This window comes from Streptosporangium sp. NPDC053982 (assembly GCF_055585205.1).
This window is the reverse complement of sequence record NZ_JBVJKQ010000006.1, coordinates 247,899-262,562: the sequence shown is the minus strand read 5'-3', so window position 1 is coordinate 262,562 and position 14,664 is coordinate 247,899. Positions and strand designations below refer to the sequence as shown.

The following is a 14,664-nucleotide window of genomic DNA, read 5'->3' as shown; positions in this document are numbered from 1 at the left end:
CGGCTCAGTTCTGACGCGGTGTCCCGTCCGGGCCGGCCACCAGCAGCCGCTCGCCACCCATGTCGCGCACGGCCCGCTCGTCCGCCGGGGAGGGACCCTCGCCCGCGGTGACCAGCGCCGCGGCCTCCAGGGACTCCGCGCCGCTGGAGACGGCCATGGCCACGGCGACCTGCAGCGCCGACAGCGTCAGCGAGGGCAGCGCCACGTCGGTCGCCACGTAGGTCCGGCCCGTCTCGTCGCGCACCGCGGCGCCCTCGGCGGTGCCGTTGCGGGCACGGGCGGAACGGGCCAGCACGATGATCTTGTTGTCCTCGGGGTCGAGGTTCGCGTCGCTCACGGCACAAGGGTATTCAGCCGCCGGATCAGGCGGAGAGGCGGCCGACCATGAGCCGGGCGAGCCGCCGGGTGCTCTCCTCGTCGATCCCGGCCATCCCGCTGTGCACCAGCGAGACGACGGTGTTGCCGACGCGGGCGAAGACCACGTGCAGCTCGTAGGGGTAGCCGTTCAGCCTGCCGCGCAGCCGCCCGGCCCGCACGTCGCCGGGCACGTCCACCTCCAGGGGGGAGACCCGCAGCGAGGTGCCGCGGCCGGCCAGGGGACCGGTCGCCACCGGGCAGTCGTCCAGGGCGTCGGAGATCTCGGCGAAGCGGAGGGCGGCGCCCGCGCCGGCGTAGGACACCAGGGCGACCCCGGCCAGCTCGCCCACGTCGTCGCCCTGGTAGGTCACGGTGACCCGGGGCCCGGCGGCACGGCGCGGAGAGCCGCCGCCGGCCATGTTCAGGAGGGTCCGGCACTCGGGGTTCTCCGGGCGGAACGGGGGCCGCCAGCCGTCCCTCGGCCGGGCCGAGAACCCGTCCGGCATGTCCTCCTGGACGGGCAGCAGGCCGCGCAACCGCGCCTGCTCCGCCCTCGCGTCCGCCCGGGTGTAGCGCGCCGGCCCGGTGCCGCACGCGACCGGGACCATCGCCAGCAGCCCACATACGGCGACCGCGGCGGCGGCCCGGACCCCCGGGGTCCGAGTCCCCCGCCACATGTCCGTTCCCCCGATGTCGGGCGCGGGCCCCCGCCCCCGCCGACCTGCTTCCTTCCCACTCGGCAAAAGCGGCAATCATCGGCAAACACCCAGGACGCCGCCGACCCGGCCTTCTCTCAGGCCTTGCTCTGGTCGTGCTCCGACGCGGTCTCGGCCGGGTCGGCCTCCTCCGGGGGGACCCGCCGGACGAGGACCGTGCCGATCCGGTTGCGCCGCCCGGCGAGGCTCTCGGCCGTCAGGCTGAGCCCCTTCACGACGGCCTCGGAACCGGCGATCGGCACGCGGCCCAGCGCGTGGGCCAGCAGGCCGCCGACGGTCTCCACGTCGTCGACCTCCAGCTCGGCGTCGAAGAGGTCCTCCAGGTCTCCCACGGGGAGCCGGGCGGTCACCCGGACCGCACCGTCCCGCAGGGACTCGACGCGCGGGACCTCCTGGTCGTACTCGTCGGTGATCTCTCCGACGATCTCCTCCAGGATGTCCTCGATCGTCACCAGGCCGGCCGTCCCGCCGTACTCGTCGATCACGATGGCCTGGTGGATCCGGCGGGCCTGCATCTCCCGCAGGAGCTGGTCGATCGGCTTGCTCTCGGGGACGTAGGCGGCCGGACGCATGATCGTCTCGACCTGCTCGGCGCGGCCCGCCTCGCCCGTCTCCTGGACCCGGCGCACGATGTCCTTGAGGTAGGCGATGCCGATGACGTCGTCCTCGTTCTCGCCGACCACCGGGATGCGGGAGAAGCCGCTGCGCAGCGCGAGCGACAGGCCCTGGTGGAGGGTCTTGCCGCGCTCGATGAACACCATGTCGGTACGGGGCACCATGACCTCGCGGACGATGGTGTCGCCGAGCTCGAAGACCGAGTGGATCATCTCCCGCTCGTCCGGCTCGATGACCCTGCGCTCCTCGGCCAGGTCGACCAGGTCGCGCAGCTCGGCCTCGGAGGTGAACGGCCCCTCACGGAAGCCCTTGCCGGGTGTCAGGGCGTTGCCCAGCAGGATGAGCAGCTTGGGCAGCGGGCCGAAGATCCGGGTGAGGCCGTACACCAGGGGGGCGCCGGCCAGCGCGATCGGCTCGGCGTGCTGGCGGCCCAGCGTGCGCGGGGAGACGCCGACGATGACGTAGCTGACGACGATCATGATCGCCGCGGCGGCGGTGTAGGCCCAGCCCTGGTCGCCGAACCAGTCGATGCACAGCAGCGTGACGATCACCGTGGCGATCATCTCGCAGCTCAGCCGGATCAGGAGCAGCAGGTTGAGATATCGGGGCGGATCGGCGACGATCTCCTGCAGCCGAGGGGCGCCCCGGCGCCCCTCGCGGACGAACTCCTCGGCCCGGACCCGTGAGATCCGTGTCAGCGCCGTCTCCGCGCTGGCGATCAGACCGGCGACCACGACCAGGACGACGGCCGAGAACAACCACCCATTGGCACCGTTCACCGCTGGGCGCGCACCTCCCGCCACGATTCGAGCAGCTCGGCCTGGAGGCCGAACATCTCCTTGTGCTCCTCCGGCTCGGCGTGATCATAGCCGAGCAGGTGGAGGATGCCGTGGGTGCACAGCAGCTCGAGCTCGGCCTCGGCGCCGTGCCCCGCCTCGGCCCCCTGCCTGGCGGCGACCTGCGGGCACAGGACCACGTCACCGAGGAGGGCGGGGTCGGCGGGGGCGTCGCCCTCCTGCCGGGCGCCGCTGCCGCCGCCGGGCCGCAGCTCGTCCATCGGGAAGGACAGCACGTCCGTCGGGCCGGGCTCCCCCATCCACTGCTCGTGCAGCACGGCCATGGCCTCTTCGTCGACGACGAGGATCGACAGCTCGGCGAGCGGGTTGATGTCCATCCGCTCCAGCACGTGGCCGGCCAGCGAGACGATGAGGCCCTCGTCGACCTCGACGCCGGACTCGTTGTTGACCTCGATGCTCACCGGTCGTTCTCCACTGTTTTCACGATCTTCCTCGGGGGCGCTTGGCCACGCCTTTGATCGGCTGCGGCGCGCTCTGCCGCTGCGACTCGTCGTAGCGGCCGTAGGCGTCGACGATATCGCTCACCAGCCTGTGCCGGACCACGTCGGCGCTGGTCAGCCTGCTGAAATGGATGTCGGGGATGCCGTCGAGGATGTCCTGCACCACCCGCAGGCCGCTCTGGGTGCCACCGGGCAGGTCGACCTGAGTGACGTCGCCGGTGACGACGATCTTGGAGTTGAAGCCCAGGCGGGTCAGGAACATCTTCATCTGCTCGGGCGAGGTGTTCTGCGCCTCGTCCAGGATGATGTAGGCGTCGTTGAGCGTACGGCCGCGCATGTAGGCCAGCGGGGCGACCTCGATCGTGCCGGCCGCCATCAGCCGGGGGATCGACTCGGGGTCGAGCATGTCGTGCAGCGCGTCGTACAGCGGGCGCAGGTAGGGGTCGATCTTCTCGTACAGCGTGCCGGGCAGGAAGCCCAGCCGCTCCCCCGCCTCGACCGCCGGGCGGGTGAGGATGATCCGGTTGACCTTCTTCTCCTGCAGGGCCCGAACGGCCTTGGCCATCGCGAGGTAGGTCTTGCCGGTACCCGCCGGGCCGATGCCGAAGACGATGGTGTGCTTGTCGATCGCGTCGACGTACCGCTTCTGGTTCACCGTCTTCGGGCGGATGGTCCGGCCCCGGGAGGAGATGATGTCGAGGGAGAGCACCTCCGCGGGGCGCTCGGAGGTCATCCGCAGCATCGCGATGCTGCGCTCCACCGCGTCCGCCGTGAGCTCGGCGCCGCTGCGGACGAGCTCGGTCAGCTCCTCGAAGAGGCGCACGACGGTGCCGCTCTCCTCAGGGCTGCCGGTGATGGTGATCTCGTTGCCCCGGACGTGGATGTCGGCCCGGAAGGCGCCCTCGATGACCCGCAACAGCTCGTCGCCCGAGCCCAGCAGGCTGACCATCGAGTGGTCGTCCGGAATCACCACCTTCGCCTGGGTGCGCCCGGGGGTCTTCGACCGCGGCGACGTTCTGTTGGAATCGTTTGTCTCGGACATAGGCGGGCCTTTCGGCCTGTTCGCCTCCAGATATCGGAGTGTGACTTCTACGCCATGGTATCCGCGACGGGACCCGTGACGCCTCCCGGTTATCAGCCGGGAGGCCAGTTCAGGCCGCGCCCGCCGAGCACGTGTCCGTGCACGTGGAAGACGGTCTGACCGGCGCCGGGACCGGTGTTGAAGACCAGCCGGTAGCCGGACTCGGCGATCCCCTCCTGCTCGGCGACCTCGTGGGCGGCCCTGATCACCTCGTCGGTGAGCCCGTCGTCGGCGGCGGCCAGGGCCGCGGCGGTGGGGTAGTGCTCCTTCGGCACCACGAGCACGTGGGTCGGCGCCTTCGGGTCGACGTCACGGAAGGCCAGCGTGCGGCCGGTCTCGTGCACGATCCGCGCGGGGATCTCCTTGGCCACGATCCTGCAGAACAGGCAGTCGGCTTCACTCACCATGCGGGCACCCTATCCGGTCCGGGCGTTGCCAATCGGTGATGGTCCACGCCCAGCGAAGAAAGATCCACACGGATATGGTGGGTGTGCAAAACTTCAACAACTACAGACCATTGCGATTCGCACGACATGGCCGCCGGGCCGAGGACACGACTGGGTCATGCCCCCTAATGAACCGGAAGAGCGTAAACCCTCTGGGAAGGCCGAGCGTCCCACTGATGTGACCACCGAGACCCTCGTGGCCGACAGGTCGCTCGGGGCGGTGCCCGTCGGCTGGGACGCCGATGCGGCCGTTACCGCGCTCTACAGCGCGCACTACCGGTCGCTCGTGCGTCTCGCTGTCCTGCTCGTCCGCGATGTGGCAACCGCGGAGGAGGTCGTACAGGACGCGTTCGTCGCCATCCACGGCGCCTGGCGCCGCCTGCGCGACACCGACAAGGCACTCGCCTACCTGCGCCAATCGGTCGTCAACCGATCTCGCTCCGTGCTGCGGCACCGGGCGGTCGTGGAGAAGTACGCCCCCAAGGGCATGCCGGACGCGCCGAGCGCCGAGAACGGCGCGATCGGCGAGTTCGAGCGCTCCGCCGTCATCGAGGCGCTACGCGCCCTGCCCGCCCGGCAGCGCGAAGCACTGGTCCTGCGCTACTACGGTGATCTGTCCGAAGCACAGATCGCCCACGCGATGGGAATCAGCAAAGGCGCGGTCAAGAGCCACACGGCTCGTGGCATGGCCGCCCTACGAACCACACTGGAGCAACTGTCATGACCGAGTCCCCCGATGAGCACGGCGAGCTGCTGCGCCGTGCCCTCAACGCGGAGGCGAACTCGGTCGTTCCCTCCCCCGACGGGCTGGAGATCATCCGGGCCCGGATCGAGCGGCGCGGGCTGCGCGGACTCCGCGGGCTGGTGTGGTGGCGCGTCGGCGCCTCCGTCACTGGAGCGGTCCTTGGCGCGGCGACCGTCGTGATGATGGTCCCCCAGCTGCGCGAACAGGTGATCCAGGAGGTCTACAGCGGTGAGGTGAACTTCACCCAGTCCACCGCGCCCGACATGTCGGCCACCTCGCGCCCGCCGTCGAACAACGACAACCGGGTCCCGGCCGTCCCCAGGACGTCCAGCCCCCCGCCCCCGCCCGAGCCGACGACCGAGCGCTCCAGGAGCGCCGCGCCGAACACGAAGGCGACCCCCACGCCCAGGGCGACCCCCACGCCGAAGCCCACTCCGTCGGACGGCTGCCCCACGGTGCCGGGCGACGTCACCGAGGAGTGCCCGCCCACGCCGACCGCGGCGCCCGAGCCCACCGGTGAGACGGAGAGTCCGTGCCCACCCGCCGGCTGCTCCCAGCCGGACGAGCAGCAGCCCCCGACTCCGAGCGAGGGCGTGCCCACCCCGGTGAGCCACTGACCGGCGCCGGTCCCCCGGTCGGCTGAGCCGCCGGCCGGGGGCCGGTCCGCCGCGCGGCCGACCGGGAGTGCGTGCGACCGGTCCGCCGCATGCCCGGACGGCCCGGCCGTGCGGCCGGGCGGGGAGGGCCACCGCGGGCGGCGGGGCACGGCCGTACCGCCGTGCGCCTACCAGCGGCCGGTACGCGCCTGAAGCACCGCCGCGGCCGCGACCCCGGCCGTCGAGGTGCGCAGCACCGTCGGCCCGAGCAGCGCCGGGGCGGCTCCGGCGGCGCGGAAGGCGGTGATCTCCTCCTCGGAGACCCCGCCCTCGGGGCCGACGACCACCACGATGTCCCCGTCGGCGGGCAGCGGAAGCCCGGACAGCGGGGAGGCGGCCTCCTCGTGCAGCACGACGCCCAGCGCCGCCGCCGACAGCAGGTCCGCGACCTCGGCGGTCCTCGCGAGGCCGGTCACCTCGGGCAGGTGGAAGCGGCGTGACTGCTTGGCCGCCTCACGGGCCGTGGAACGCCAGCGGGCCAGCGACTTCGCCGCGCGCTCCCCCTTCCACTGGGTGACGGAGCGGGCCGCGGCCCAGGGCACGATCACATCCACCCCGGCCTCGGTCATCATCTCCACGGCCAGCTCGCCCCGGTCGCCCTTGGGCAGGCCCTGGACGACGACCAGGCGGGGACGCGGCGCGGGCACCTCGTAGCGGCGCAGCACCCGCACCCGCAGGGAGTCCTTGCCGGCGTCGTCCACCACGCACTCCGCCACGACGCCCGCGCCGTCGGTCACGTCGAGCCGTTCCCCGGCACGCAGCCGCCGTACGGCCGCCGCGTGCCTGCCCTCCGGACCGGCGAGCGTGAACCCCTCCCGGCCCAGATCGGCCGCGTCGGCCAGGAAGACCGGCGCCGTCATGCGGCGGGGACGCCGCGGCGGGTCCGGCGGGCGCCGCCCGCGACCCCCCGGAGGACGCCGCTGCGGGCCGGACAGGCACCGCCCTCGACCCCCGGCAGGACGCCACGGCGGACCCGGGAGGCCCCGCCCGCGGCTCCCCGGAGGGCGCCGGGGACCGCCGGGTCAGCGGCCATTGAAGGCGTCCCGCAGGCGGGAGAAGAAGCCCTGCTGGCCCGGCGCGAACTTGCCGGGCGGGCGCTCCTCGCCGCGCAGCCTGGCGAGCTCGCGCAGCAGCTCCTCCTGTGCGGGGTCGAGCTTGACGGGGGTCTCGACGTTGATGTGGACCAGCAGGTCTCCGCGGCCGGTCTCGTTGAGCCGCTGGACGCCGCGGCCGTAGAGCGGAATCGTCTGGCCGGACTGGCTGCCGGGCCGGATGTCCAGCTCCTCGGTGCCGTCGAGGGTCTCCATGACCAGGACGGTGCCGAGCGCGGCGGCCGTCATCGGGATCTGCACGGTGCAGTGCAGGTCGTCGCCCCGGCGCTCGAAGACCTCGTGCGGCCGCTCGACGATCTCTAGGAACAGGTCGCCGGGCGGGCCGCCGCCGGGGCCGACCTCGCCCTCGCCGGCGAGCTGGATGTGGGTGCCGTCCTCGACGCCCGCGGGGATGCGGACCTTGATGGTCCGCCGGGTGCGGACCCGGCCGTCACCGGAGCACTCCTGGCAGGGGTTTCGGATGATCGAGCCGAACCCGCCGCACTGGGGGCAGGGCCGGGACGTCATGACCTGGCCGAGGAAGGACCGGGTGACCTGGGAGACCTCACCGCGGCCGTGGCACATGTCGCAGGTGTCGGGGTGGGTGCCGGGCGCGGCGCCCGCACCCGAGCAGACCTCGCAGAGCACGGCGGTGTCGACGACCAGCTCGCGGGTGGTGCCGAAGGCCGCCTCGCGCAGGTCCAGCTCCACCCGGATGGTGGCGTTGCGGCCCCGGCGGGCGCGCGAGCGCGGCCCGCGACCGCCGCCGCCGGCCGCCGCGCCGAAGAAGGCGTCCATGATGTCGCTGAACGGGAAGCCCGCGCCGAAGCCCCCGGCGCCCGCGCCCCCGCCGGGAGCGAACGGATCGGCACCCATGTCGTACATCTGCCGCTTGCTGGGATCGGACAGGACCTCGTAGGCCTGCGTGATCTCCTTGAACCTCTCCTGTGTCTCAGGATCGGGGTTCACATCGGGGTGCAGCTCGCGCGCCAGCCTGCGGTAGGCCTTCTTGATCTCCTCCGCACTGGCGTCACGGCGTACCCCGAGGGTGCCGTAGTAGTCGCTCTTAGCCACTTAGTTGACCTCTTAGGATGCAGCCAGGATCTGGCTGACGTAGCGTGCCACCGCGCGCACCGCGCCCATCGTGACCGGGTAGTCCATTCGCGTCGGGCCCAGCACGCCGAGCCGGGCCAGTTGCTTGTCTCCCGAACCGTACCCGGCGGCGACGATGGACGTGCCCTGGAGACCGGTGTAGGGGTTCTCCGAGCCGATCCGCACCGTCAGCGCCGACAGGTCCGAGGTTTCTCCGAGCAGGCGCATCAGCACGACCTGCTCCTCCAGGGCCTCCAGGACGTCGCGGAGACCGACGCTGAAGTCGGCTCCCGCGAGGTTGGCGGCCCCGGCGAAGACGATCTTCTCATCGTGCCGTTCGACCAGCGACTCCAGCAGCACCGACAGGATCGTGGTGGCGAACGGGCGGTCCTCGATCGGAAGCCCCGAGGGCAGGTCGGCGACCTTGTCCGGGACCTTGGCCAGCCCGCAGCCGTCGAGCGAGGCGTTGAGCGTCGCGCGCAGGTGCGCGACGCGGGTCTCGTCGACCCCCTCGGGCAGCTCGACGACGCGCTGCTCGACCCGGCCGGTGTTGGTGATGAGGACGAACATCAGCCGCCGCTCGTTCAGCGGGACCAGCTCGACGTGCCGGACCGTGGAGTGCGTCAGCGTGGGGTACTGCACCACGGCGACCTGGCGGGTGAGCTGCGCCAGCAGCCGCACCGTGCGGGTCACGACGTCGTCGATGTCCACCGCGCCGGCGAGGAAGCTCTCGATCGCTCTCCGCTCCGCGCCCGACAGCGGCTTGACCTGGGAGAGCCGGTCCACGAACAGCCGGTAGCCCTTGTCGGTGGGCACCCGCCCCGCGCTGGTGTGCGGCTGGGCGATGTATCCCTGCTCCTCCAGCACCGCCATGTCGTTGCGGATGGTGGCGGGCGAGACGCCGAGGTTGTGCCGCTCGGCGAGTGCCTTCGATCCCACCGGCTCGTTGGTGGACACGTAGTCCTCGACGATGGCCCGAAGCACCGCAAGCCTGCGGTCATCGACCAACGTGCTCACCTCCTTGCCCTGCGCCGAACCGGGAACGCGGAGTCTGGCACTCTGTGTTCCCGAGTGCCAAGTGTACGGCTCTTGCCGACGGGGTGCGATAAGGCGACGGCCCTTTGCTAGCGTCCTCTGGATCGGCGAGGCGTGAGGAGGTGCGGTCGGCGTGTACGAGCGCGACGTGCTGGCGGGGAACTGGCGGCGTCCGGGCAGGGGGAGTATCCCGCAGGTCCCCGCCGAGATCGACCTGGTCGTGGAGGACGCCGACGGCGGATTCTGCGGCGCCGTGGTGGCCTGCGACAAGGAGTCCGTCACCCTGGAGGACCGCTTCGGGCGGCGGCGCGTGTTCCCGCTGGAACCCGCCGCGTTCCTGCTGGAGGGCCGGGTCGTGACCCTGGTACGGCCGGCCGCCGCGCCCCGCGCCCCGCGGCGCAGCGCCTCCGGCTCCATCGCCGTGGAGGGCCTGCGGGCCCGGGTGGCCAGGGAGAGCCGGATCTACGTCGAGGGCGTGCACGACGCCGCGCTGGTGGAGAAGGTCTGGGGTCACGACCTGCGCGTCGAGGGTGTGGTGGTGGAGTACCTCGAAGGGGTCGACCACCTGCCGGAGATCGTCGAGGAGTTCGAGCCGGGCCCGGAGCGCCGCCTGGGCGTGCTGGTCGACCACCTGGTCGCCGGGTCCAAGGAGAGCCGGATCGCCGACCGGGTGGCCTCGCCGTACGTGCTGGTGGCCGGGCACCCGTTCGTGGACGTCTGGCAGGCGGTCAAGCCGTCGGTGCTGGGCATCGGCGCCTGGCCGCGGGTGCCGCGCGGCGTGCCGTGGAAGGAGGGGGTCGTCGCCGCCCTGGGCTGGGACCTCGCCCCGGCCGACGCCTGGCGGCGCATCCTCGGCTCGGTCACCACCTACGCCGACCTGGAGCCGGAGCTCCTCGGCCCGGTCGAGCGGCTCATCGACTTCGTGACCGCCCCGCCGGAGGACGTCTGAGACCGGCCGTGACCGGCCGAGCCCGCCGCCGTCCCCGCCGGGGCCGGGCGCGGCCGGCGAGGTCCACGGGATGACGGCCGAGACCGGAGCCCGGCGCGACCGGCGAGGTTCGCGGGATGACGGCCGAGACCGGGCCCGGTGCGGCCAGGTGAGGTCAGGTGAGGTCGCGGACCAGGGCGTCGGCCAGCAGCCGGCCGCGCAGCGTCAGCACCGCCCGGCCCGCCTTGAACGGCTCGACCTCCAGCAGCCCGTCGGCCAGCGCCCGGGCGGCCACCGGCGGCCGCTCGATCTCCGCCAGGGGGAAGCCCCGGGCGAGCCGCAGCTCCAGCATCAGCCGCTCGACCGCCCGGTCCTCGCCCGACAGCACCTCGCGGGCCTGGGCGGGTGAGACACCCTCGGCCAGGCGGCGGGCGTAGGCGGCCGGGTGCTTGACGTTCCACCAGCGGGTGCCGCCCACGTGGCTGTGCGCGCCGGGGCCGACGCCCCACCAGTCGCCGCCGGTCCAGTAGAGCAGGTTGTGCCGGCAGCGCGCGGCCTCCGAGGTCGCCCAGTTGGACACCTCGTACCACTCGAAACCCGCCTCGGCGAGCATGGCGTCGGCGATGAGGTAGCGGTCGGCCGCCACGTCGTCGTCGGGCATCGGCAGCTCACCGCGCCTGATCCTGGCCGCCAGGCGGGTGCCGTCCTCCACGATCAGCGAGTAGGCCGACACGTGGTCGGGCCCCGCCTCGATCGCCGCGGCCAGCGAGGCCCGCCAGTCGTCGTCGCTCTCACCGGGCGTGCCGTAGATCAGGTCGAGGCTGACGTGGCCGAACCCGGCCTCCCTCGCCTCCCGTACGGCGTGCGCCGCCCGGCCCGGGGTGTGGCGGCGTTCCAGCACCCGCAGCACGTGCTCGCGGGCGCTCTGCATGCCGAAGCTCACCCGGGTGAACCCTCCGTCGCGCAGTCCGGCGAGGTAGGCGCGGTCCACCGACTCCGGGTTGGCCTCGGTGGTCACCTCGGCGCCGGGGGCGAGCCCGAACTCCTCGTCGATGGCGCCGAGGATGCGGACCAGGTCGGCCGCGGGCAGCAGGGTGGGGGTGCCACCGCCGAAGAACACCGTCTCGACCGGCAGGTCGGCGTCGCCGAGGGCGGCCCGCGCCCGCCGCACCTCCGCGACGGCGGTCGCGGCGTAGTCGGCGTGCGAGGCGCCGGGACCCAGCTCGGAGGCGGTGTAGGTGTTGAAGTCGCAGTAGCCGCAGCGGGTCACGCAGAACGGCACGTGGACGTAGAAGCCGAACGGCCGCTCACCGAGCCCGCGCAGCGCGCTGCCGGGGAGCCGGCCCGAGGCCGGTACGGGGTCGCCGTCGGGAAGTGTGGATGGCACGGGTCAAGTCTGCCGCCCCGGGGCGGGTGCCCGGTACGGCGCCGCCCGCCGCCCGGGTGTCCCGCCGTACGCGCCGGGCACGGGGACCCCGCCCGGGGCCCGGTGTGCGCGGCGGTCACCGGGATCCCGTCCGCCGCTCCCCCGCCGGCGGGCGGCGCCGTCCCTACTTCTTGGCCTTGTCGACGGAGGACTCGGTGGACAGCGCGGCGACGAAGGCCTCCTGGGGGACCTCCACCCGGCCGACCATCTTCATCCGCTTCTTGCCTTCCTTCTGCTTCTCCAGCAGCTTGCGCTTACGGGAGATGTCGCCGCCGTAGCACTTGGCGAGGACGTCCTTGCGGATGGCGCGGATGTTCTCGCGGGCGATGACCCGGGCGCCGATCGCGGCCTGGATGGGCACCTCGAACTGCTGCCTCGGGATGAGCTCGCGCAGCTTCTTGGCCATCTCCACGCCGTAGCCGTACGCCTTGTCCTTGTGGACGATGGCGCTGAAGGCGTCGACGGCCTCGCCCTGGAGCAGGATGTCGACCTTCACCAGCTCGGCCTCCTGCTCGCCGTGCGGCTCGTAGTCGAGCGAGGCGTAGCCGCGGGTGCGGGACTTGAGCTGGTCGAAGAAGTCGAAGATGATCTCGCCGAGCGGCATGGTGTAGCGGATCTCGACGCGGTCCTCGGACAGGTAGTCCATGCCCTGCAGGGCGCCCCGGCGGTTCTGGCAGAGCTCCATGATGGCGCCGATGAACTCCGACGGGACCAGCACGGTCGCCTTCGTCACCGGCTCGAAGACCTTGTCCACCTTGCCGGTGGGGAACTCCGAGGGGTTGGTGACGTCGACCTCCTTGCCGTCCTCCATGATCACCCGGTAGACCACGTTGGGCGCGGTGGAGATGAGCGAGAGGTTGAACTCCCGCTCCAGGCGCTCGCGGACGATCTCCATGTGGAGCAGGCCGAGGAAGCCGCAGCGGAAGCCGAAGCCCAGGGCCGCGGAGGTCTCCGGCTCGTAGACCAGGGCCGCGTCGTTGAGCTGGAGCTTGTCCAGGGCCTCGCGCAGCTCGGGGTAGTCGTCGCCGTCGATCGGGTACAGGCCGGAGAAGACCATCGGCTTGGGATGCTCGTAGCCGCCGAGCGCCTCCGTGGCGGCGCGGACGGACGACGTCACCGTGTCACCGACCCGCGACTGGCGGACGTCCTTCACGCCGGTGATGAGGTAGCCCACCTCGCCGACGCCCAGGCCCTTGTCCGCGATCTTCGGCTCCGGCGAGATGACGCCGATCTCCAGCGTCTCGTGCGAGACGCCGGTGGACATCATCTGGATGCGCTCGCGCTTGCCCAGGTGGCCGTCCATGACGCGGACGTAGGTGACCACGCCGCGGTAAGTGTCGTAGACCGAGTCGAAGATCAGCGCGCGGGCGGGGGCGTCGGCGACGCCGACCGGGGCGGGAACGTTCGCGACCACGTGGTCCAGCAGTTCCCGGACGCCCTCGCCGGTCTTGCCGGAGACCTTCAGCACCTCCTCCGGCTCGCAGCCGATGAGGTGGGCCAGCTCGGCGGCGTACTTCTCCGGCTGGGCGGCGGGAAGGTCGATCTTGTTGAGCACCGGGATGATCGTCAGGTCGGCGTTCATCGCCAGGTAGAGGTTGGCCAGCGTCTGCGCCTCGATGCCCTGTGCCGCGTCGACCAGCAGGATCGCGCCCTCGCACGCCTGCAGCGACCGGGAGACCTCGTAGGTGAAGTCGACGTGCCCCGGGGTGTCGATCATGTTGAGGACGTGCTCGGTGTCGCCGACCTTCCACGGCAGCCGGACCGCCTGCGACTTGATGGTGATGCCGCGCTCGCGCTCGATGTCCATCCGGTCGAGGTACTGGGCGCGCATGGAGCGGTCGTCGACCACGCCGGTGATCTGCAGCATGCGGTCGGCAAGGGTGGACTTGCCGTGGTCGATGTGCGCGATGATGCAGAAGTTGCGGATCACCGCGGGATCGGTCTGGCCAGGCTGAATGCGCACCGGTGTCCGTTTCGCAGTATTGAAGAGATCTACGGCTGGCATCCCAGCCGTCTTCCATGGTGACATGTCCGGGTGATTGCCCGGACCAGAGCACGGCGCGGCCTGCGGTTTCTCGCGGTGGTGGCGGCCGTCCTCCTTGTGCTCCCGGGGGTGGCCGCGGCCACCCTCACCCTGCAGTTTACCGGGACCCCGGCGTCCTGGGCGAAGGCGAGCGGCCACGACGCCCTGTGGCTGGGCCACGCCTGGGTGGACGGCCGCAAGAGCGCGGCGGACCTCAGACGCCTGGCCGACCGGCTGCGCCGGACCGGGATCAGGGACGTGTACGTCCACTCCGGGCCGTTCAACGCCGACGGCTCGCTGCCCGACCGCAGTCCCGGGGCGCGCGACTTCGTGAAGCGGTGGCACGCCGAGCTGCCGGACGTGCGGGTGTCGGCGTGGCTCGGGCAGAAGGTGGACGGCTTCCTGGACCTCGACGACCGGGCCGTCCGGGACCGGCTGGTGGAGAGCGCGCGCTCCGTCATGACGCTGGGCTTCGACGGCGTCCACTACAACTTCGAGCCGGTCGGCGACGGCGACGCCGACTTCCTGGACCTGCTGGAGCGCACCCGCCCGGTCCTCGGCGGCGGCCCGCTGTCCACCTCCACCCCGCAGATCGAGCCGTTCCCGCTGACCCGGCCGGTGGTCCGGGGCGTCATCGGCCACGACAAGTACTGGTCGCCGGACTACTTCCGGCAGGTCGCGGCCCGCGTCGACCAGGTCGCGATCATGACCTACGACTCCTTCCTCCCCTCCGAGCTGCTCTACGGCGGCCACGTCGTACGGCAGGCCGTCTTCGCCCTGGACCTCGTGCCCGCGGACAAGACCCTGCTCATCGGCGCGCCCGCCTACCACGACCACGGCGTTTCGTGGTCCGACGGGGCCGAGAGCGTCGCGACGGCCGCGAGGGGCGCGCGGCTGGCGCTGACCGCCCACGGCGGGCACCGCGAGCGGTTCGGGCTGGCGCTGTACGTGGACTTCGCCGCCACGGAGCAGGACTGGGAGGAGTACCGGCGGTTCTGGTTCCGACCGTGAGGGGAGAAGGGTAAGCTTGTCAGGCATCCTTCCGACCCGGCTGTCGATTTGAGCGATCGTCCAGCCGGTTGGTAGTCTGTTCAACTGCGTGTGGCGCGCCCTCTCTGCCCGCGCGCCCCACTCCGACAACTTTCACCGAGGCTTC

15 protein-coding genes are annotated in these 14,664 nt (G+C 72.1%); 4 read left to right on the top strand and 11 right to left on the bottom strand.

Annotated elements, in window-relative coordinates; genetic code table 11:
* Positions 1–4: 4 nt before the first annotated feature.
* The 6 genes from ACZ6W9_RS12835 to ACZ6W9_RS12810 all read right to left on the bottom strand — a co-directional run bounded on the left by ACZ6W9_RS12835 (position 5) and on the right by ACZ6W9_RS12810 (position 4,470).
* The gene (locus ACZ6W9_RS12835; protein WP_389955730.1) at positions 5–337 is read right to left on the bottom strand and encodes a cytidine deaminase; all 333 of its coding nucleotides are present in this window, start codon (positions 335–337) and stop codon (positions 5–7) included.
* Positions 338–362: 25 nt separating this feature from the next.
* On the bottom strand, positions 363–1,034 hold the full coding sequence (locus ACZ6W9_RS12830; protein WP_470117773.1) for a hypothetical protein: 672 nt from the start codon (positions 1,032–1,034) through the stop codon (positions 363–365).
* Between the two features lie 116 nt (positions 1,035–1,150).
* Positions 1,151–2,467, bottom strand: a complete 1,317-nt coding sequence (locus ACZ6W9_RS12825; RefSeq protein WP_389955736.1) for a hemolysin family protein — start codon at positions 2,465–2,467, stop codon at positions 1,151–1,153.
* Positions 2,464–2,946 carry an rRNA maturation RNase YbeY gene (ybeY, locus tag ACZ6W9_RS12820; RefSeq protein ID WP_362928357.1) on the bottom strand — a complete coding sequence of 161 codons (483 nt, stop codon included), beginning with the start codon at positions 2,944–2,946 and terminating at the stop codon, positions 2,464–2,466. The genes ACZ6W9_RS12825 and ybeY overlap by 4 nt, the downstream gene beginning before the upstream one ends.
* A gap of 19 nt (positions 2,947–2,965) precedes the next feature.
* Complete coding sequence (locus tag ACZ6W9_RS12815; protein ID WP_389955739.1) at positions 2,966–4,027, bottom strand: PhoH family protein; 1,062 nt, start codon at positions 4,025–4,027, stop codon at positions 2,966–2,968.
* A gap of 92 nt (positions 4,028–4,119) precedes the next feature.
* Complete coding sequence (locus ACZ6W9_RS12810) at positions 4,120–4,470, bottom strand: histidine triad nucleotide-binding protein (protein WP_362928741.1); 351 nt, start codon at positions 4,468–4,470, stop codon at positions 4,120–4,122.
* A gap of 160 nt (positions 4,471–4,630) precedes the next feature.
* On the opposite strand from ACZ6W9_RS12810, the gene ACZ6W9_RS12805 reads away from it, so the two are divergent.
* Together ACZ6W9_RS12805 and ACZ6W9_RS12800 are read left to right on the top strand one after the other, a co-directional pair.
* Positions 4,631–5,236, top strand: coding sequence for a SigE family RNA polymerase sigma factor (locus tag ACZ6W9_RS12805; RefSeq protein WP_362928353.1), 606 nt, complete (start codon positions 4,631–4,633; stop codon positions 5,234–5,236).
* Entirely contained in the window at positions 5,233–5,874 is a 642-nt protein-coding gene (locus tag ACZ6W9_RS12800; protein WP_470117770.1) for a hypothetical protein, read from the top strand. Before ACZ6W9_RS12805 ends, ACZ6W9_RS12800 begins: the two co-directional genes overlap by 4 nt.
* Positions 5,875–6,041: 167 nt before the next feature.
* On the opposite strand, the gene ACZ6W9_RS12795 is transcribed toward ACZ6W9_RS12800, so the two are convergent.
* The 3 genes from ACZ6W9_RS12795 to hrcA all read right to left on the bottom strand — a co-directional run bounded on the left by ACZ6W9_RS12795 (position 6,042) and on the right by hrcA (position 9,104).
* Positions 6,042–6,773 carry a 16S rRNA (uracil(1498)-N(3))-methyltransferase gene (locus ACZ6W9_RS12795; protein WP_389955746.1) on the bottom strand — a complete coding sequence of 244 codons (732 nt, stop codon included), beginning with the start codon at positions 6,771–6,773 and terminating at the stop codon, positions 6,042–6,044.
* Positions 6,774–6,935: 162 nt separating this feature from the next.
* Complete coding sequence (gene dnaJ, locus ACZ6W9_RS12790) at positions 6,936–8,078, bottom strand: molecular chaperone DnaJ (RefSeq protein ID WP_389955749.1); 1,143 nt, start codon at positions 8,076–8,078, stop codon at positions 6,936–6,938.
* A gap of 12 nt (positions 8,079–8,090) precedes the next feature.
* Positions 8,091–9,104 (bottom strand): heat-inducible transcriptional repressor HrcA, encoded by a 1,014-nt coding sequence (gene hrcA / locus ACZ6W9_RS12785; RefSeq protein WP_362928739.1) that lies wholly within the window; start codon positions 9,102–9,104, stop codon positions 8,091–8,093.
* Between the two features lie 160 nt (positions 9,105–9,264).
* Here hrcA and ACZ6W9_RS12780 point away from each other — a divergent pair, with 160 nt between their 5' ends.
* Positions 9,265–10,080 (top strand): DUF3097 domain-containing protein, encoded by an 816-nt coding sequence (locus ACZ6W9_RS12780; RefSeq protein WP_470117767.1) that lies wholly within the window; start codon positions 9,265–9,267, stop codon positions 10,078–10,080.
* Positions 10,081–10,234: 154 nt separating this feature from the next.
* Here ACZ6W9_RS12780 and hemW read toward each other — a convergent pair whose 3' ends face one another.
* Both hemW and lepA read right to left on the bottom strand, forming a co-directional pair.
* Positions 10,235–11,446 (bottom strand): radical SAM family heme chaperone HemW, encoded by a 1,212-nt coding sequence (gene hemW, locus ACZ6W9_RS12775; protein WP_470117765.1) that lies wholly within the window; start codon positions 11,444–11,446, stop codon positions 10,235–10,237.
* Between the two features lie 163 nt (positions 11,447–11,609).
* A complete protein-coding gene (lepA, locus tag ACZ6W9_RS12770) occupies positions 11,610–13,490 on the bottom strand; it encodes a translation elongation factor 4 (RefSeq protein ID WP_470117763.1) in 1,881 nt (626 codons plus the stop codon).
* Positions 13,491–13,520: 30 nt separating this feature from the next.
* Between lepA and ACZ6W9_RS12765 the strand changes: the two genes are divergently transcribed.
* Complete coding sequence (locus ACZ6W9_RS12765) at positions 13,521–14,519, top strand: glycoside hydrolase family 18 protein (protein ID WP_362928338.1); 999 nt, start codon at positions 13,521–13,523, stop codon at positions 14,517–14,519.
* The last annotated feature ends 145 nt before the right edge of the window (positions 14,520–14,664 follow it).